General features: G+C 71.0%; 17 protein-coding genes. 14 read left to right on the forward strand and 3 right to left on the reverse strand.

What is annotated here, in order from left to right; all coding sequences use genetic code 11:
* Nucleotides 1-1,329 (reverse strand): MocR-like pyridoxine biosynthesis transcription factor PdxR, encoded by a 1,329-nt coding sequence (pdxR, locus tag BM204_RS02535; RefSeq protein WP_091110166.1) that lies wholly within the window; start codon nucleotides 1,327-1,329, stop codon nucleotides 1-3.
* 68 nt (nucleotides 1,330-1,397) lie between these two features.
* On the opposite strand from pdxR, the gene BM204_RS02540 reads away from it, so the two are divergent.
* From BM204_RS02540 to rodA, 11 genes are all read left to right on the forward strand, one after another.
* Complete coding sequence (locus tag BM204_RS02540; protein ID WP_091110168.1) at nucleotides 1,398-2,093, forward strand: pyridoxamine 5'-phosphate oxidase family protein; 696 nt, start codon at nucleotides 1,398-1,400, stop codon at nucleotides 2,091-2,093.
* A 10-nt stretch (nucleotides 2,094-2,103) separates the two neighbouring features.
* Nucleotides 2,104-2,511 (forward strand): nucleoside-diphosphate kinase, encoded by a 408-nt coding sequence (ndk, locus tag BM204_RS02545; RefSeq protein ID WP_174813045.1) that lies wholly within the window; start codon nucleotides 2,104-2,106, stop codon nucleotides 2,509-2,511.
* Nucleotides 2,512-2,592: 81 nt separating this feature from the next.
* Entirely contained in the window at nucleotides 2,593-3,129 is a 537-nt protein-coding gene (locus BM204_RS02550; RefSeq protein WP_091110171.1) for a hypothetical protein, read from the forward strand.
* Nucleotides 3,129-3,428 carry a hypothetical protein gene (locus tag BM204_RS02555; protein ID WP_091110173.1) on the forward strand — a complete coding sequence of 100 codons (300 nt, stop codon included), beginning with the start codon at nucleotides 3,129-3,131 and terminating at the stop codon, nucleotides 3,426-3,428. The genes BM204_RS02550 and BM204_RS02555 overlap by 1 nt, the downstream gene beginning before the upstream one ends.
* Nucleotides 3,425-5,179 carry an alpha/beta hydrolase gene (locus tag BM204_RS02560; protein ID WP_091110174.1) on the forward strand — a complete coding sequence of 585 codons (1,755 nt, stop codon included), beginning with the start codon at nucleotides 3,425-3,427 and terminating at the stop codon, nucleotides 5,177-5,179. Before BM204_RS02555 ends, BM204_RS02560 begins: the two co-directional genes overlap by 4 nt.
* An 86-nt stretch (nucleotides 5,180-5,265) precedes the next feature.
* Nucleotides 5,266-5,715 carry a hypothetical protein gene (locus tag BM204_RS02565; protein ID WP_147095105.1) on the forward strand — a complete coding sequence of 150 codons (450 nt, stop codon included), beginning with the start codon at nucleotides 5,266-5,268 and terminating at the stop codon, nucleotides 5,713-5,715.
* A gap of 186 nt (nucleotides 5,716-5,901) precedes the next feature.
* Nucleotides 5,902-6,930, forward strand: coding sequence for a rod shape-determining protein (locus BM204_RS02570; protein WP_174813044.1), 1,029 nt, complete (start codon nucleotides 5,902-5,904; stop codon nucleotides 6,928-6,930).
* Nucleotides 6,930-7,862, forward strand: a complete 933-nt coding sequence (gene mreC / locus BM204_RS02575; protein WP_091110178.1) for a rod shape-determining protein MreC — start codon at nucleotides 6,930-6,932, stop codon at nucleotides 7,860-7,862. The genes BM204_RS02570 and mreC overlap by 1 nt, the downstream gene beginning before the upstream one ends.
* Complete coding sequence (gene mreD / locus BM204_RS02580; protein WP_091110179.1) at nucleotides 7,859-8,371, forward strand: rod shape-determining protein MreD; 513 nt, start codon at nucleotides 7,859-7,861, stop codon at nucleotides 8,369-8,371. The genes mreC and mreD overlap by 4 nt, the downstream gene beginning before the upstream one ends.
* Nucleotides 8,368-10,497 (forward strand): penicillin-binding protein 2, encoded by a 2,130-nt coding sequence (gene mrdA / locus BM204_RS02585; RefSeq protein WP_091110181.1) that lies wholly within the window; start codon nucleotides 8,368-8,370, stop codon nucleotides 10,495-10,497. The genes mreD and mrdA overlap by 4 nt, the downstream gene beginning before the upstream one ends.
* On the forward strand, nucleotides 10,494-11,762 hold the full coding sequence (gene rodA, locus BM204_RS02590) for a rod shape-determining protein RodA (RefSeq protein WP_091110182.1): 1,269 nt from the start codon (nucleotides 10,494-10,496) through the stop codon (nucleotides 11,760-11,762). The genes mrdA and rodA overlap by 4 nt, the downstream gene beginning before the upstream one ends.
* Before the next feature lie 87 nt (nucleotides 11,763-11,849).
* Here rodA and BM204_RS02595 read toward each other — a convergent pair whose 3' ends face one another.
* Nucleotides 11,850-12,971, reverse strand: coding sequence for a calcium:cation antiporter (locus BM204_RS02595; RefSeq protein WP_091110184.1), 1,122 nt, complete (start codon nucleotides 12,969-12,971; stop codon nucleotides 11,850-11,852).
* A gap of 65 nt (nucleotides 12,972-13,036) precedes the next feature.
* On the opposite strand from BM204_RS02595, the gene BM204_RS02600 reads away from it, so the two are divergent.
* On the forward strand, nucleotides 13,037-14,989 hold the full coding sequence (locus tag BM204_RS02600) for a TIGR03960 family B12-binding radical SAM protein (RefSeq protein ID WP_091110185.1): 1,953 nt from the start codon (nucleotides 13,037-13,039) through the stop codon (nucleotides 14,987-14,989).
* A gap of 26 nt (nucleotides 14,990-15,015) precedes the next feature.
* On the opposite strand, the gene BM204_RS02605 is transcribed toward BM204_RS02600, so the two are convergent.
* Nucleotides 15,016-15,768, reverse strand: a complete 753-nt coding sequence (locus BM204_RS02605) for a class I SAM-dependent methyltransferase (RefSeq protein WP_091110187.1) — start codon at nucleotides 15,766-15,768, stop codon at nucleotides 15,016-15,018.
* 91 nt (nucleotides 15,769-15,859) lie between these two features.
* On the opposite strand from BM204_RS02605, the gene BM204_RS02610 reads away from it, so the two are divergent.
* Complete coding sequence (locus BM204_RS02610; protein ID WP_091110671.1) at nucleotides 15,860-16,249, forward strand: hypothetical protein; 390 nt, start codon at nucleotides 15,860-15,862, stop codon at nucleotides 16,247-16,249.
* A 115-nt stretch (nucleotides 16,250-16,364) separates the two neighbouring features.
* Nucleotides 16,365-17,648, forward strand: coding sequence for an HNH endonuclease signature motif containing protein (locus tag BM204_RS02615; RefSeq protein WP_091110188.1), 1,284 nt, complete (start codon nucleotides 16,365-16,367; stop codon nucleotides 17,646-17,648).
* Nucleotides 17,649-17,753: the final 105 nt, after the last annotated feature.

The raw sequence follows: 17,753 nt of genomic DNA on the forward strand, positions 1-17,753 counted from the left end.
TCAGCTCCCGAGCACCCCGGCCAGCACCGCGAGCGCCCTGTCGAGCTCGGCGTCGGTGCAGCCGCCGAAGCCGACGATCAGGCCGTGCAGGTCGGCCGTGCGGCAGTAGTCCGAGAGCAGTGGCACGTCGAAGCCGGCGTCGCGGGCGGCCCGGTGGGCGGCCAGCGCGAGGGGGCGGGGGAGCACCACGGCGGCGTACATGCCCGCCACCGGCGCCTCGACGTACGGCGTGAGCGCGGCCGCCACGCGCGTCGCACGGTCGGCATAGACCCGGCGCGCGGAGCGGACGACGCGGTCGACGTAGCCGTCGCGCAGGAGGGACAGGAATGCTCGCTGGACCGGCCAGGACGCCGCGTCGTGGGTGAGGGCGCGGTGGTGCTCGACGCGCTCGCGAACGCCTGCGGGAGCGACCAGCCAGCCGAGCCTGAGGCTGGGGGCGACGGCCTTGCTGGCCGTGCCGAGATAGGCGACCCGGTCGCGGTCCAGGCTGGCCAGCGCGGGGATCGGTGCGACGTCGTAGCGGAACTCCGAGTCGTAGTCGTCCTCCACGACCAGGGCGTCCGCGGTGTCGGCGGCGGCCAGGAGCGAGAGCCGGTCGGCGCCGGACATCGGCGGGCCGAGCGGGTGCTGGTGTGCGGGAGTGACGTAGGCCGCGACGACGTCGCGCAGGTCCGTGACGGGCGAGAGTGCCGGGAGGTCGACGACACGGCGTCCGGTCGCGCGGATGGTCTCGACGGCAGCTCGGTAGCCCGGGTCCTCGACCACGACGTCACCCGGCCCGAGGGCGGTCATGAGGTGCCGCAGCCCATCGGTGGTGCCGGCGGTGACGAGGACCTCGTCGGGGTGGACGTCGAGCCCACGGGTGCGGGTCAGCCGGGCGGCGAGCTCGGCGCGCAGCTCCGGCAGGCCGCGTGGGTCGTCGTAGCCGCGCGGGGGAGTCGCGGCGCTGACCTCGCGCCAGGCGCGTCGCCAGGCGGGTCGGTGCCGGTCGTCGATCCAGGGGGTTCCGGAGTCGAGCCGGAGCAGTGGCCGATCGGGAGTCGCAGCCGGGCGACGGTGCCGGGTGGGACTTGCCAGCGGACCGCTCGCCGCGACGTAGGTGCCCGACCCGTGCCGGCCCTCGAGCCAGCCCTCCGCGACGAGCTGGGCATAGGCCTGCTCGGTGACCGAGCGGGCGACCCCCAGCTCGCGCGCCAGTGCCCGGCTGCTGGGCAGACGCTCGCCGGGTGCGAGGAGGCCGCCGGTGATGCGGGAGCGGACCTGACCACTGAGCTGGACGCCGAGCGGGATCGGTCCGGCTCGGTCGAGGTCGACGATCAGGGTGGCCACGAGTGTCCTGTTGGAGTGAGGGCAAATTGGCCCGTGACGACGGGCCACTCACCGTCCAGACTAGACGCATGACGCTCGCCCCGCTCTCGCCCACCGCCCGGACCACGGTCAACCGTGGCCGCAACCGCGCCGTCGAGGACCGCACCGCGCTCCACGCGCTGCTCGATGACGCGCTCGTGGCCCACCTCGGCGTCGACGTCGGCGACCACCCGGTGGTGCTCCCGGTCGCCTTCGCGGTCGACCTCGACGGTCCGGACGAGGGTGGCACGCTCTACGTGCACGGCTCGGTCGCGGCGCGCTGGCTCAACCGCTCGGGGGCCACCACCGTCTGCGTGACCGTCACCGAGGTCGACGGCCTGGTCGCGGCGCGGTCGGCCTTCCACCACTCGATGAACTACCGCTCGGCGGTCATCGTCGGCGTGGCCCGCATCGTCACCGATGCCGACGAGAAGGCCCACGCCCTCGCCCTCACCGTCGACCACATGGTCCCCGGCCGCTCCGCGACCCTGCGCCCCAGCACGCGCAAGGAGCTGGCAGCGACCTCGGTGCTCGCCGTACCCCTCCATGATGCCTCGCTCAAGGTGCGCGCCGAAGGTCCCGTCGACGACGTCGAGGACGTCGAGGCAGGGACCTGGGGCGGGGTGATCCCGATCCGGCGGGTCGCGGACACTCCCGTCACGGGCGACGACGCGAGCGGGCCGGTGCCTGCCGACGTGGTCAGCCGTGCTGCCCGTCTCGGCCGGGTCGCGAGGGCCATGGCCTAGGGTGCGGGCCATGAGCCAGCGCACCCTCGTCCTCCTCAAGCCCGACACCGTCAAGCGCGGACTGGTCGGGGAGGTGCTGTCCCGCTTCGAGGCCAAGGGCCTCACGATCGTGGCGATGGAGCACCGCCTGATCGACGGCTCGAAGGCCGACGAGCACTACGTCGAGCACGTCGAGCGCGACTTCTACCCGCCGCTGCGTGCCTTCGTGACCAGCGGTCCCCTGGTGGCCCTCCTGCTCGAGGGTGACGAGGCGATCGAGGTCGTGCGCGCGATCAACGGCGCGACCGACGGCCGCAAGGCTGCGCCCGGCACGATCCGCGGCGACCTGTCGCTCTCCAACCGCGAGAACCTCGTGCACGGATCGGACTCGCCCGAGTCCGCCGAGCGCGAGATCGCGATCTGGTTCCCGCAGCACTGATCCACGCTCCGGTCCACGCTCCGGTCCACACGCTGCGGGCGGTGGAGTTTCCTCCTCGCTGACGTGGGCACGCTCCTACGCATGGAGCTGCGCCCCCTCTCGGACCCTGTCGGTGACCCGTTCTTCGACGTCCTGCGACGGCGTCATCGCGATGTCGACGTCGTGCTGCTGCCACCACTCGGCCCGCCCGACGCTGCTGATCCGGTGTCCGACGAGGTGGTCTCCTCCACCTTGCTGCGGGTCGAGGCCGTCGCCCGGGGCCTGTGGTCCATGGTGGCTCCCGACAGTGACGATCGGCCGCGGCCACGCTGCACCTTCGGCACCGGTCCGGAGACAGTGCGTGCGACCGCGCGCCTCGTCACGCGTCGCGACGACGGCTTCCACGTGCTCGTCGCCCTGCGCGCCGAGCTCGAGTCCGACGGCTGGGCCGTCACGCGGCCCGACGGTCCGGTCGAGCGGCTCGTCGGCTACCTCGACGAGCTCACGCTCACCGCGTCGTACGCCGAAGGGTCGGGCACGCTGCTCGTCGAGCTGGCCTCCGAGTCCCTGCCGGTCGGGCAGGACCGCGCCCGGGAGCTGACCCGTCCCCCGGTGCGACCACAGGCGGGTGGTCGGTGATGGAGGTCGTGCCGCTCTCGGTCGGCGTCGCCTCCCAGCGCTGGGACGACCAGCACCTCGACCTTGACGCCGCTGCAGGTCAGGTCGGCGGCGCCGGCACGGACGGGTTCACGCGTGCGGTCTCGGGAGCGGCCTCGCGCTTCCTGACCCAGTGGCAGCGCCACGCCGAGACGCTCGGCACCGACTCCGAGGCACGAGCCGACGGGCTCCGGGTCGTCATCCAGGACTACGTCAGCAGCGACGAGGCCGCCGGGATCGACCTCTTCCTCCTCTCGACCTACGTGACGGAGCAGCGATGACCACGATCACGCTGCCACCCCAGCCGCGCCCGGTCCCACTGCTCACCTGCCAACCCGGTGCGGTTCGCGACTGCGGTGGCGACCTGCTCGCGGCGTCGGCCCAGATCGACGACCTCGGCACGTTCGTGGCCGGGGACGCGCGCATCGGTGACTGGACCGGTCGCGGCTCCGAGCGATACCACGAGACCATCGCCCCGATCGGTCGCCGGGCGGACTCGATGTCGCTGGCCCTGCGCTCCGTCGCGACCCGCGTCGATGCCCACGCCGACGAGCTCCAGCGCCTGCTGGACCGTCGTACGGACCTGGAGGAGCGACGCTCCCACCTCGCCGGCGAGGTCGCGCGGCTGCGGGGCGAGATCGCGACGGCGACCGAGGACGACGCGGCTGCGCTCCAGGCCGAGTGCGACCGGGTGCGGCGCGAGGTAGAGGCCTACGAGACCGACCTGACCACCTGGTCGAGCGACCTGGCGGCCGAGGAGACCGCGATGGTCCAGGCCTTCCAGCGGGTGCAGGAGGCCGAGGCCGTCGAGCGCATCTGGGGCGGCGTCGTCGACCCCGCCGACGCTGCGCTGGCCACCAAGCCCGGCTCCGGCGCGAGCCCGGGGGAGGTCAGCACGTGGTGGGACTCGCTCACCTACGTCCAGCAGCAGGCGATCATCACGGCGGCTCCCGGCGCGATCGGCAACCTCGACGGCATCCCCGCCGGGACGCGCAACGCGGCCAACACGGTCGCTCTCGACCGCGACCTGGCCAACTGGACGCACACCGAGTCCCTGGGGGTCCTGACCGAGGACGAGCGCACCTGGCTGGAGAACGCCCGGGCCGCCGACGAGGCCCGCCGCAACATCGCCGACCGGGTCGACCCCGTGACCGGTGAGCCCATCGAGACCCAGGTCTACCTCTACGACCCGGCCGCCTTCGACGGCGACGGCGCGATCGCCATCAGCGCCGGCAACCTCGACACGGCCGACAACGTGGCGGTCGTCGTCCCCGGCTTCGGCACGGACGCGGAGAGCGCTGGATACCAGGCCGACCGCGCCGCGACGATCTATGAGTCCACCCGCTACCTCGACCCCGACGCCAGCAACGCCACGATGTTCTGGATCGGCTACGACGCCCCCGACAACGCGCCGTGGGACGAGGGCTTCGACGGCGCTGGCGTCGCGACCGAGTCGATGGCGACCGCCGGTGGTGAGCACCTCGCCGACACGATCGACGGCCTGCGCGAGAGCCGCGACGGTGAGCCCGCGCACCTCACGGCCGTCGGCCACAGCTATGGCTCGACGACCACCGGGCATGCGGCTCACGACCAGGGGATGGAGGTCGACGAGATCGTCTTCGTGGGCAGCCCCGGGGTCGGGGGCGACACCAACGACGCCGGCGACACCGGCATCGACCCCGAGCACGTGTGGGCCGGCGCCAACAGCCGTGACCCGATCGCCGACCTCGGCAACCATGGCTGGGTGCACGGCGAGACGCTCTTCGGTGCCGGGCTCGGCGATGACCCCGCCGAGGACGACTTCGGCGGCAATCGCTTCGAGGCCGAGTCGGAGACCCGCGGGGGAGCGTTCTCGTTCGGCGACCACTCCAAGTACTTCGACCACGACACCGAGTCGCTCTACAACATCAGCCAGATCGTCAACGGCAACTATGACGCGGTCGAGCACGCCGACCACGTCTACGACCCGTGGCACGACGGCGTGCAGGACCCGGAGCACGACCGCGACCCGACCACACCGGCCACCCGGTGACGCGCCTGGTCGTCGTGGGCGCTGCGCTGTCGGCGATGCTGGTGCTCGGCGGATGTGGATCGGGAGCGGAATCGGGAGGCGGCGACGTGACGGACAGCTCGGCCCTGGAGGGGCAGCGGGAGCGCGCCCGCGCCGCTGCCGCGGTGCTCGTGACCGGCGTTGTCGACGCGCTCGGTGGCAGCGCCTCCCGGACGACCGGTCGCGTCGAAGGCTGTGAGTCGGCCTCCGAGGACGAGTTCCGCACGTTCCGCTACACCGCCACGGGCCGCGTCGACGTCGGCGCCTCCGCTTCGCCTCCGTTCCTCGACGCCCTGGTGCCGGTGCTCGAGGCCGCTGGGTTCGCCGACCCCATCCCCGGCGAGCGCCCCGGCGGCAACACCCTGGAGGGCAGCGACGGTGACCTCACTGCCACCCTCTCCGAACTCCCCGGCCAGGGCGCCTACGTCCTGCTCTCCGTCGAGGGACCCTGCCTCGAGGTCCCCGAGGCCGACCGGCGCGACTGGCAGCGTCGCACGGACCCGGAGCCTTTTCTCTGAGGTTCGGGCGGGCGCCACGAGCAACACCCAAGACACCCCCAGCCACACCAGCAACACGCGCAACGGCGTGCCTGCGCGGAGATCGGCGGATCGGAACCTAGGCTCGAGCCTGGGTACGGCGGGGCGTGCGCGCGTCGGGCCCTCTTCCCCGAGCGCACGCTGCTATCGAGCTGCGAGGCGTTGGGCATGGCGAACAGCTTCATCGGCCGCGACATGGCGGTCGACCTCGGCACCGCGAACACGCTGGTCTATGTCCGGCGCAAGGGTGTGTTGCTCGACGAGCCGAGCGTGGTGGCGGTCAACGACACCACCGGCGAGATCCTGGCGGTCGGCCACGACGCCAAGCGGATGATCGGGCGCACGCCCGACCACATCACCGCGATCCGCCCGCTCAGGGACGGCGTGATCGCCGACTTCGAGGCGACCGAGCAGATGCTGCGCTACTTCATCCAGCGCGTGCACCGTCGTCGCTACTTTGCCAAGCCGCGCATGGTCATCTGCGTGCCCAGCGGCATCACGGCCGTCGAGCAGCGCGCCGTGAAGGAGGCCGGCTACCAGGCCGGCGCCCGTCGGGTCTACATCGTCGAGGAGCCTATGGCCGCCGCGATCGGCGCCGGGCTGCCCGTGCACCAGGCGACCGGCAACATGGTCGTCGACGTCGGCGGCGGCACCACCGAGGTCGCGGTCATCTCCCTCGGCGGCATCGTGACCAGCCTCAGCATCCGCACGGCCGGCGACGAGCTCGACGCCGCGATCGTGACCTGGATGAAGAAGGAGCACTCCCTGATGCTGGGGGAGCGCACCGCCGAGGAGGTCAAGATGACCCTCGGCTCGGCCTTCCCGAGCGCGAAGGAGCCCGAGGCCGAGATCCGCGGCCGCGACATGATCACCGGCCTGCCGCGCACCGTCGTGGTCTCCGCCGTCGAGGTGCGACAGGCCATCGAGGAGCCGCTGCACGCGATCGTCGACGCCGTGCGCGCCACGCTCGACCAGACCCCGCCCGAGCTCGCCGGCGACATCATGGATCGCGGCATCGTCCTGACCGGTGGCGGCGCCCTGCTCCGCGGCCTCGACGAGCGCCTGCGCCACGAGACCGGCATGCCCGTCCACGTCGCCGAGGAGCCGCTGCTCTCCGTCGTCCTGGGCGCCGGCAGGTGCGTCGAGGAGTTCGAGGCGCTCCAGCAGGTGCTCGTCTCCGACGCGAGGCGCTTCTGATGGCCCTCGACCTGCACCGCGAGCGCCGCTGGGGCAGCGCCGACAGCTCTCCCGGTCGCGGTCAGCCGCCGCGCGCGCTCGTCGTCGCCCTGCTGCTGGCCTGCGCGACGCTGATCACGCTCGACTACCACGGCGGCTCCGACTCACCCGTCGAGCCCGTGCGACGCGCCCTGGGCGAGGTCTACGGACCCGTCGAGGTGACCGCTGCGGCCGTCGTACGCCCCGTCACCGCGATCCCGCGCTGGTTCTCCACCCATGACACGATGCGCGCCGAGATCGACGACCTCGAGGCCGAGAACGCCGCGCTGCGCCAGCAGGTCAACACCTCCGGCTACGACCGCAACAAGCTCGCCGAGTACGACGGGCTGACGGCCGCCGCAGGCACCCTCGGCTATGCCCTGGTCCCCGCCCGCGTCGTGGGAATGGGTCCCTCGCAGTCGTTCTCCAGCACCGTGACCATCGACGCCGGCGCCCGCTCCGGTCTGCGGCCCGACATGACGGTCGTCAACAACGACGGCCTGGTCGGCCGCATCCTGCGCGTCACCGCCACCACGGCCACCGTCCTGCTGCTCATCGACGCCGACTCGGTCGTCGGCGGGCGCGTGGGCGAGAGCATGGAGATCGGGATGCTCCACGGCCGCGGCGTGCTCGGTGACGAGGGCCGCCTCGACCTCGACCTGATCGACGAGTCGGTCGTGCCGCGCAAGTTCGACACCGTCGTCACCTGGGGCAGCGAGAGCGGCGCCCCCTACGTCGCCGGCGTCCCGGTCGGCCGCATCTCCACCGTCTTCTCCAACCTGCGTGACTCCTCGCAGCGCGCGGTCATCGAGCCGTTCGTCGACTTCGGGGCGCTGGACCTCGTCGGCGTCGTCGTGCCCTCGGGCACCTCGAGCGACCGCGCCGTCATCGAGGCCGACGGGAGCCTGCGGTGACCTCCGTACGCGCCCTCCTCGCCGTCGCCGCGGTCAGCCTCGCGCTGGTCCTCCAGGTCTCGGTGTTCTCCCACGTCTCCTGGCAGGGCGTCGTGCCCAACCTCGTGCTGCTGGTGGTCGTCGGAGCGGCGCTGGTGCGCGGCTCGCAGTTCGCGATGCTCCTCGGCTTCGCCGCGGGCGTGCTGCTCGACCTCGCGCCGCCGGCAGATCACGTGGCCGGTCGCTGGGCGCTCGCGCTCGTGGTCGTCGGCTACGTCGCCGGCCGGGTCGCGCTCGACATCAAGCCCACCGTGACCGCTGCGCTGGCGACGGTGGCGGCCTCGTCCTTCCTGGGCACCTCGGTCTTCGCGCTGAGTGGCCTGCTCCTGCGCGACCCGCCGCTCACGGTGCCCGACCTGCTCCAGGTGATCGGCATCAGCGTGGTCTGGGACCTCGTGCTGACGCCGTTCGTCCTGCCGCTGGTGATGATGCTGTTCCAGCAGCTCGAGCCCGAGCGGGCGATGCCGTGACCTCCGCCCGACCGCAGGCGGCCCAACGCAGCAGGCTGCGCCTGGTGGTCCTGCAGGCCCTGGTGTTCTCGCTGTTCGCCACCCTGTTCGTGCGCCTCTACTACCTCCAGGTCGTCTCCGGCGACCAATACACCGCGCAGGCCGCGGCCCAGTCCGTGCGCGAGATCGTCGTCCAGCCCCAGCGGGGCCTGATCGTCGACGACCAGGGCCGGCCGCTGGTCACCAACCGCACCTCGTGGGTCGTCTCGGTCGACCGCACCGTCGTCGACAAGATGACCGACGGCGTCCGGGCCAAGCTCGTCGAGCGCCTCGGTCGCGTCGTCGGTGAGCGGGCCAGGCGCATCGAGAAGCAGCTCGTCACGTGCGGTGAGGAGGGCAGCGTCTCCGGCCTGTGCTGGAACGGCTCGCCGTTCCAGGCCGTGCCCGTCGCTCACGACGTGCCCCAGTCGGTCGCCCTGAGGATCCTCGAGCAGCCCGAGGACTTCCCGGCGGTCGTGGTCGACCAGCAGACCGTGCGCTCCTATCCCGAGCCCTTCGGCATCAACCTCGCCCACGTGCTGGGCTACCTCAGCCCGATCACCGAGGAGGAGTACGACACCGCGCAGACCGACGGCGACCGCTCCGTCAACGGTGCCTCCGCGGTCGGCCGCGCCGGCGTCGAGAAGCAGTACGACCGGTGGTTGCGCGGGATGCCCGGCTACCGCTCGGTCGCCGTCGACTCGATGGGCCGCGTCCTCGGCGACGACGGCGAGGTCGAGAGCCAGCCCGGCGACACACTCGTCACCTCCATCGACGCCAAGGTCCAGGGGGTCGTCGAGACCCAGCTCGAGGAAGCCATCGCGGTCGCCCGCGCGACGCGTGACACCGTGACCGGCAAGAACTACGTGGCCGACTCCGGCGCCGTCGTCGTGCTCGAGGCCGACACCGGTCGCGTGGTCGCGATGGCCAGCCAGCCGACGTACGATCCCGGCCTCTGGGTCGGCGGCATCACCAAGAAGCAGCTCGCGCGGCTCTACTCGGAGGCCGCCGGCACGCCGCTGCTCGGCCGCGCGACCCAGGGCCAGTTCGCCCCGGGCTCGACGTGGAAGCCGTTCATGACGGCGGGTGCGCTGAGCAACGGCTACAGCATGGACACGATGCTCAACTGCTCGTCCTTCCTGAGCGTCGGCAACCGCGACTTCAAGAACTACGAGTCCGGCGCCTACGGCTACATCAGCTTCGCCAAGGCGCTCGAGGTCTCCTGCAACACGTTCTTCTACCGCGTCGGGCTCGACTACTGGCAACGCTACGGCTCGGACGTCGCCGACGTCGACGCCCGCGACCCGCTGGTCGAGGAGGCCAAGAAGTTCGGCTTCGGGCGCGAGACCGGGATCGACCTGCCGGGCGAGGCCTCCGGCCGGATCGCCGACCGCACCTGGAAGCGCGCCTACTTCGAGTCGCAGAAGGACTACTACTGCGACCTGGCCGCCGAGCCGCAGACGGCCGACACCTCCGACTTCGTCTACCTCTTCGCCCGCGAGTTCTGCGCCGAGGGCTACGCCTACCGTGCCGGTGACGCCGTCAACTTCGCCATCGGTCAGGGCGACACCATCGTCACCCCACTGCAGCTGGCGCGTGCCTACGCCGCGATCGCCAACGGCGGCACGCTCTACGCCCCGCGCATCGGCAAGGCCGTGGTCAGCTCCGACGGCACGGTGATCCGCGAGATCGCCCCGAAGAAGGTCGGACAGGTCAAGGTCCCCGACGGCGTCTTCGGCTACATCGACGACGCGCTCAAGGGCGTGACCCGGCAGGGCACGATGGCCTGGAGGATGGTCGGCTTCCCGCTCGACGAGGTGGAGATCCGCTCCAAGACCGGCTCTGCCGAGGTCTACGGCAAGCAGTCGACCTCGTGGGTCGCGTCCTACTCCGAGGACTACGTCGTGGTGATGATGATCAGCCAGGGCGGCACCGGCTCCGGCACGTCCGGCCCGGCGGTCCGCGCGATCTGGGAGTCCCTCTACGGCGTCACCGGCGAGGAGGTCCGCTCCTCCGACGCGGCCATCCCTGGGGTCACCCCTCCCCAGGGCCTGCCGACCTTCCGACGTGACGGCTCGATCCTGCCCCCGGCGACGGAGAAGCGATGACCACGACCAGCGTCCGCCCCCTGACCCGCCCGACCCGCCCGACCCGCCCGGCCCGCCCGGCCCGTCGTCCCGCCGGTCGTCCCGGCACCCGCTCCAGCAGCCGGCTCAGCCAGGTCAACGGCATCGACTGGGTGCTGATGGGTGCGGTCCTGGCGCTCACCGTGCTCGGCGCGCTGCTCGTCTGGTCGGCCACCAGCAACCGCGAGGACCTCACCGGCGGCGACTCCTCGGCCTACCTCGGCAAGCAGGTCATGAACGTCGCCATCGGCCTGGTGCTGATGGTGACCGTAATGGCCACCGATCACCGCAGGGTGCGGATCCTGACGCCGCTGGTCTACCTCGCCTCGGTCGTCGGCCTGGTGCTGGTGCTGACGATGGGCTCGACCATCAACGGCTCGCGCTCGTGGCTGATGGTCGGCGGGATGTCGATCCAACCCTCGGAGTTCGCCAAGCTCGCCGTCGTCGTCGGCATGGCGCTCGTGGTCGCCGAGCGCGCCGACGCGCGCTGGCGCACGCGGGTCGGGACCGTCGACGTCGTCGCGATGCTCGGCGTCGCCGCCGTGCCCGCCACGCTGATCATGCTCCAGCCCGACCTCGGCACGATGCTGGTCCTCTCGGCCACCGTCTTCGGCGTGCTCGCCGCGTCGGGCGCCCGACGCCGCTGGCTGGTGCTGCTGGCCGGCGGGGGAGTCGCAGCCGCTGTCGCCGCGGTGGCCGGAGGAGCGCTCAAGGCCTACCAGGTCGACCGCTTCCTGGCCTTCACCAACCCCGACCTCGACCCGCGCGGCGCCGGCTACAACGTCGAGCAGGCGCGCATCGCGGTCGGCAACGGCGGGCTCTTCGGCCAGGGCCTCTTCGACGGCTCGCAGACCCGCTCCGGCTTTGTGCCCGAGCAGCACACCGACTTCGTCTTCACCGTCGCCGGCGAGGAGTTGGGCCTCGTCGGGGCCGGTCTGCTGATCGGTCTGCTCGTGGTGGTGCTGTGGCGTGCACTGTCGATCGCGGCCCACACCGACGACGTCTTCGGTCGGATCGCGGCCGCCGGGATCGCCTGCTGGTTCGGCTTCCAGGCCTTCCAGAACATCGGGATGTGCGTCGGCATCATGCCGGTCACGGGCGTCCCGCTGCCGTTCGTGTCCTACGGCGGCAGCTCGATGTTCGCGGGCATGCTCGCGGTGGGCCTGCTGCAGAACATCCACCTCCGGGCGATCTCGGCGCCGGCGGCGCGCATGACGCCGACACCCGGAGTGCTCGTCCGGTCCTGAGCCGCCTGGTCGGGCCGGCCGGTGTGGGCCGGCCGGTGTGGGCGGTGACCTAGGGGTGATCTGGTCGTCGCGAGGGGCGCAGCCGGCTCATGGCTGCATCGAGAGGAAGAGGAACGTCGCGAACAGGACGAGGTGGACGAAGCCCTGCAGCGCCTTGGCCCGACCTTGGACGACCGTCAGGCCGGAGACCACGACGGTGATCGCGAGCAGCACCATCTGGGTCGGCTCGAGACCGAGCGTGAGGGGGCCGTCGATCCAGATCATCGCGACCGCGATCGTCGGGATCGTCAGGCCGATCGAGGCCATGGCGGAGCCGAACGCGAGGTTGAGGCTGTTCTGCACCCGGTCGCGTGCGGCGTTGCGCAGCGCGGAGATCGACTCCGGGGCGAGCACCAGCAACGCGATGACGACACCCACGACGGCGTAGGGGAAGCCGAGGCTCTCGACGCCGTCCTCGATGGTGGGGGAGAGGAGCTTGGCCAGACCCACCACGGCGACCAGCGCCACGACGAGCAGGCCGGCGCTGAGCCTGGCCTCCTGGTCGCTCGGCGGGTCGGCGTGCCCGTCCTCGTCCTCGTCGAGCAGCCCGGTCATGAGGCCCTGCTCGTCGCTGGAGACGGGGAGGAAGAAGTCACGGTGCCGGATGGTCTGGGTGAAGACGAAGGCGCCGTAGAGCGCGAGCGAGGCGACGCCGGCGAAGGCCAGCTGCGACACGGAGTACTCCCGGCCGGGGGCCGACGTGGTGAAGCTCGGGAGCACCAGGCACACGGAGGCGAGCGTGATGACGGTGGAGAGCGCGGCGCCCGTGCCGGCGGCGTTGAAGCTCACCAGGTGGTGCTTCGCTGCCCCCACGAGCAGCGAGATGCCCACGATGCCGTTGAGGGTGATCATGATGGCGGCGAAGACGGTGTCGCGGGCGTAGGTGCTGGTGCCCTCGCCGCCGCTGGTCATCAGCATCACGATCAGCCCGACCTCGATGACGGTCACGGCGACGGCGAGGATCAGCGAGCCGAACGGCTCCCCGACCTTGTGTGCCACGACCTCCGCGTGGTGCACGGCGCAGACGACCGAGGCGACGAGCGCGACCGCGACCAGGACGAGCACCGGCCACGCCTCGTGGGTGGCCCACGTGGCCGCCAGGACGACCAGGGCGGCGATGGGCACCGCCACGGTCCACTGGAAGCGGCCACGGATCGTCGTCGCTGTCATGAGGCAAACCCTACGGAGCGTCGTCAGATCGGAGGTTCTCACCCTGCGCCGTTAGTCTGGAGCCCATGTCCGTCAGCGTCTTCCCCCGTCTCGAGCCCCGTCTCTCCTCGGTCTCCAAGCCGATCCAGTACGTCGGGGGCGAGCTCAACTCGACCGTCAAGGAGTGGGACTGCGCCCCGGACGGCGAGACGGTCCGCTGGGCGCTGATGTACCCCGACGCCTACGAGGTCGGCCTGCCCAATCAGGGCGTCCAGATCCTCTACGAGGTGCTCAACGAGCGCGACTGGATCGTCGCGGAGCGGACCTACTCCGTGTGGCCCGACATGGAGGCCATCATGCGGGCCGGCGACGACCTGGGTCCGATCCCGCAGTTCACCGTCGACGCCCACCGCTCGGTGAAGGACTTCGACGTCTTCGGCCTGAGCTTCTCCACCGAGCTCGGCTACACCAACATGCTCAACGCCCTCGACCTCGCGGGCATCCCGCTGCATGCCGCCGACCGCACCGACGCCGACCCGATCGTCCTCGCCGGTGGCCACGCGGCGTTCAACCCCGAACCGATCGCCGCGTTCGTCGACGCCGCCGTGCTCGGCGACGGCGAGGAGGTCGTGCTCGCGATCTCCGAGGTCGTGCGCGAGTGGAAGACCGAGGGTCGTCAAGGTGGGCGGGACGAGCTGCTGCGGCGGCTCGCGGTCACCGGCAACATCTACGTGCCGCGGTTCTACGACGTGACCTACGCGGCCGACGGCACGATCGAGGCCGTCGTACCCAACCGTCCGGGCATCCCGCACCGCGTCACCAAGCACACGCTGATGGACCTCGATGCCTGGCCGTACCCCCGCAAGCCCCTCGTGCCACTGGCCGAGACGGTGCACGAGCGTTTCTCGGTGGAGATCTTCCGCGGCTGCACGCGCGGCTGCCGCTTCTGCCAGGCCGGAATGATCACCCGCCCGGTCCGCGAGCGGTCGATCAAGACGATCGGCGAGATGGTCGAGAACGGCATCCGCACGACCGGTTTCGAGGAGGTCGGCCTGCTCTCGCTCTCGAGCGCCGACCACACCGAGATCGCCGAGGTCGCCAAGGGACTCGCCGACCGCTACGAGGGCACCAACGTGTCGCTCTCGCTGCCCAGCACCCGCGTCGACGCCTTCAACATCAACCTCGCCAACGAGTTCTCCCGCAACGGTCGCCGCTCCGGGTTGACCTTCGCGCCCGAGGGCGGCAGCGAGCGGCTGCGCAAGGTCATCAACAAGATGGTGACCGAGGAGGACCTCATCCGCACGGTCTCCGCGGCCTACTCCCACGGTTGGCGCCAGGTGAAGCTCTACTTCATGTGCGGCCTGCCCACCGAGACCGACGAGGACGTCCTCCAGATCGCTGAGCTCGCCAAGCGCGTCATTGCTGAAGGCCGCGCGGTCTCGGGCCGCAACGACATCCGCTGCACCGTCTCCATCGGTGGCTTCGTGCCCAAGCCCCACACGCCGTTCCAGTGGGCCGCCCAGCTCGACCACGAGACGACCGATTCCCGCCTCAAGCAGCTGCGCGACACGGTCCGAGACGACAAGAAGTACGGTCGCGCGATCGGCTTCCGCTACCACGACGGCAAGCCCGGCACGATCGAGGGACTGCTCAGCCGCGGTGACCGCCGCGTCGGCGCCGTCATCGAGCAGGTCTGGCGCGACGGTGGTCGCTTCGACGGGTGGAGCGAGCATTTCTCCTACGACCGTTGGGCGGAGGCCTGCGCCGAGGTGCTGCCCGCCGCCGGCGTCGACCTCGACTGGTACACCACCCGCGAGCGCACCTACGACGAGGTGCTGCCCTGGGACCACCTCGACTCCGGCCTCGACAAGGACTGGCTCTGGGCCGACTGGGAGGACGCCATCGACCCGTCCTCCGACGTCGAGGTCGAGGACTGCCGCTGGACGCCCTGCTACGACTGCGGCGTGTGCCCCGAGATGGGCACTGAGATCCAGATCGGCCCCACCGGTCAGAAGCTGCTGCCGCTCGCCGCGGTCTGACCTGACTTGAGGCGTTGAGAGCCGGTTCAGTCCGATTCGCAGATGTGCAGCTGGAGCGGCGCATCTGCGGTGAGTGGCGCACGGGACCAGTCGCCGAAGCGTTCGACGACCCGGAGGCCGCCGAGCGAGAGCAGCAGCGGCAGCTCCTGGGGGAAGATGCTCCTGATCTCCAGCGGCGCCACAGCGAAGTCGGCCTTGGAATCGGTCGAGAAATACCACTTCCCGAGAGTCACCTGGGCGGCCGCGTCGTAGGTCTCCGCGACATCGACATGCACCACCCCACGATCGGGATCCACGAACGACAACGCGTCTCGCCTGCGTCGAACGCCGTCGGCCTCAGCGAGCATGCGCATGCTCGGGTTGAACACGTCGAAGGCGAGCCGCCCGCCGGGCGCCAGGTGCCGTCGCACAGACCGGAAGCAGTCCACCAGGTCGTCAGCCTCATGGAGGTGGAGCAATGATTTGGCGGCGATGAGCACCAGGTCGAACGTGCGGCCCAGGTCGAGCTCGCGCATATCGCCCTGCACCCAGTCCACCGCCACGCCGCGCTCGTCCGCCTTGCGCTGAGCCTCGGCAAGCATGTGCGGCGAGAGCTCCAGGCCCAGGCACGGATGCCCGTCGGACGCGATCGGGATCAGCTTGTCTCCGGTGCCGCACCCGAGCTCCAAGACAGACCCGCCTTGCCGATCGGCCTCGGCCCTGTAGAAGTCGACGGCCTGTTCGCCTCCGGGGAACAACCGGTCGTACAACCTCGCATCCGAGTAGAACAGCTCGCTCATGAGGCGCCCCCTCCTTCCCGGATCCATTGTCGCGCTCCGACGTCCAGTGGCGGCGATGAATCAGTCCTGCCGTTGACCGATCATGGCTTTCATGGAAGATCAGCAGACGCCGCAGACGGCCGCCGTGGGTGAGGCGAAGGTCATCACGCTCTGCGGCTCGACCCAGTTCGAGGCTGAGTTCGCGGAGGTCAACCAACGGCTCACGATGGAAGGGTGCGTTGTGATCAGCCTCGGAATGTTCGGCCTCCCCAATCTGCCGGACTACGACTGGGCAGCCGACGGTTCGGACCTGAGAGCGCGGCTCGGCCGCGTGCACTTCCAGAAGATTCGCATGGCCGACGAGGTGTCTATCGTGGATCAGGGCGGCTACGTAGGTGAGTCAACCCGACGGGAGATTGCCTACGCGGAGTCGCTCGGCAAGCCGGTTCGGTACCTGAGTCTCGAGACCTCCGTTCGACCGGGAGTCGACCCCCAAGAGTGAGTCGGGGCCGCCGCCCACGAGCGGCCCGAAAGAAGTTTCGTTTGTCGTCTCACTGGGTGGGATCCAGGCCGCTGATCCGGCCCCGGCTGTCGGTGGCCACGGCTTCAATGGGTCTATGACCGAGCAGCCCGGAGGCGATGACAGCACCAGCGTGCTGACGGCCGTCCGCGCAGGCCGGGCAACCCGCGATCAGGCCGAGATCGAGATCGTCCAGTCGATCATCGACTGGTGTGTGATCCATCAGACCGACGACGAAGACGCAGCCTCCTTCGGTGACCACGGCATCCCCCTCGCCGGCGACGGCGCCCCCTGGGTCCTCGAGTTCGCGGTCATGGAGCTCTGCGCCGCGCTCGGGCTCTCGACCGATGCGGGGAAGCGGCAGGTCGGCTCCGTCCTCGAGACCCGTTACCGGTTGCCGCGGCTGTGGGAGCGCGTGATCGCCGGCGACCTCCCGTTCTGGAGGGCCCGGTCGGTCGCGGAGCAGACGATGTGCCTGCCCGCAGCAGGTGCGGCGTTCGTGGACCGCCACGTCGCCCACGTGGCGCACAAGGTGTCCTACCTCCAGCTCAAGCGGCTCGTCGAGGAAGCCCGCACCCGGTTCGACCCCGCCGAGGCCGAGAAGCGCGCCCGCGCTGCCGCCGACTGGCGGCACGTGTCGATCCACACCAAGGACGTCGGGGTGAACGGCACCGTCGACCTCACCGGCACGTTGGACCTGCGCGACGCCCTCGACCTCGACGACGCCCTCAACCATGGAGCAGCCCTGCTCGGGGTGGCCGGGTGCGAGGAGTCCCACGACGTACGCCGCTCCATCGCCGCCGGCGACCTCGCCCGCGGCACCCAGTCCCTCCCCTTCGACGAGAGGGGTGAGGCGTCGACCACCGGGACGCCGCCGCGGAGCCGGGTCGTGCTCCACGTCCACCTCGCCGAGGCAGCCCTCGATGGTGACGTGGAGGGGTGCCTGGGCCGGGTGGAGGACACGAGGTCCCCGATCTGGGTCGATCGCGTCCGCGACTGGTGCGACAGCCCCGATGTGCAGGTGGTCGTGCGCCCGGTCATCGACCTCGCAGAGCACATCCACGTCGAGGCCTACGAGATCCCCGACCGCCTCCGGGTCCAACGCGAACACATCGACCACCACTGCGTCTTCCCGTGGTGCACCAGACCCGCGAGATCCTGCGACATCGACCACGTCGTCGCCTACGAGCAAGGTGGGAGCACCTGCTCCGACAACACCGCCCCACTGTGTCGAGGGCACCACCGCGCCAAGACCCACTCCGGGTGGACCTACGACGCGATCGACGACGGCGTCTACGTGTGGCGATCACCCCACGGGCTGTTCTTCCGCCGCGACCACCACGGCACCACCCCCATCGCCGCGCCACCCGGCGAGACCTGAGTCCACCGGCCCCACACCCCGCCGCCGGCGGGGCCATCGGCACGCCCGCGCCTCTCGAGACCCGGCGACCCGAGAGCCACACCTCCGGCTCCTGGCCAGGGGCCT

Origin of the sequence: Nocardioides psychrotolerans, from assembly GCF_900113685.1 — a bacterium.
Taxonomy (GTDB): domain Bacteria; phylum Actinomycetota; class Actinomycetes; order Propionibacteriales; family Nocardioidaceae; genus Nocardioides; species Nocardioides psychrotolerans.

Bases quoted from the DNA above. Each gene is read 5' to 3' on its own strand.
- BM204_RS02540 (WP_091110168.1), top strand. From the start codon at position 1,398: ATGACGCTCGCCCCGCTCTCGCCCACCGCCCGGACCACGGTCAACCGT.
- ndk (WP_174813045.1), top strand. From the start codon at position 2,104: ATGAGCCAGCGCACCCTCGTCCTCCTCAAGCCCGACACCGTCAAGCGC.
- BM204_RS02550 (WP_091110171.1), top strand. From the start codon at position 2,593: ATGGAGCTGCGCCCCCTCTCGGACCCTGTCGGTGACCCGTTCTTCGAC.
- BM204_RS02555 (WP_091110173.1), top strand. From the start codon at position 3,129: ATGGAGGTCGTGCCGCTCTCGGTCGGCGTCGCCTCCCAGCGCTGGGAC.
- BM204_RS02560 (WP_091110174.1), top strand. From the start codon at position 3,425: ATGACCACGATCACGCTGCCACCCCAGCCGCGCCCGGTCCCACTGCTC.
- BM204_RS02570 (WP_174813044.1), top strand. From the start codon at position 5,902: ATGGCGAACAGCTTCATCGGCCGCGACATGGCGGTCGACCTCGGCACC.
- mreC (WP_091110178.1), top strand. From the start codon at position 6,930: ATGGCCCTCGACCTGCACCGCGAGCGCCGCTGGGGCAGCGCCGACAGC.
- rodA (WP_091110182.1), top strand. From the start codon at position 10,494: ATGACCACGACCAGCGTCCGCCCCCTGACCCGCCCGACCCGCCCGACC.
- BM204_RS02595 (WP_091110184.1), bottom strand. From the start codon at position 12,971: ATGACAGCGACGACGATCCGTGGCCGCTTCCAGTGGACCGTGGCGGTG.
- BM204_RS02600 (WP_091110185.1), top strand. From the start codon at position 13,037: ATGTCCGTCAGCGTCTTCCCCCGTCTCGAGCCCCGTCTCTCCTCGGTC.
- BM204_RS02605 (WP_091110187.1), bottom strand. From the start codon at position 15,768: ATGAGCGAGCTGTTCTACTCGGATGCGAGGTTGTACGACCGGTTGTTC.
- BM204_RS02610 (WP_091110671.1), top strand. From the start codon at position 15,860: ATGGAAGATCAGCAGACGCCGCAGACGGCCGCCGTGGGTGAGGCGAAG.
- BM204_RS02615 (WP_091110188.1), top strand. From the start codon at position 16,365: ATGACCGAGCAGCCCGGAGGCGATGACAGCACCAGCGTGCTGACGGCC.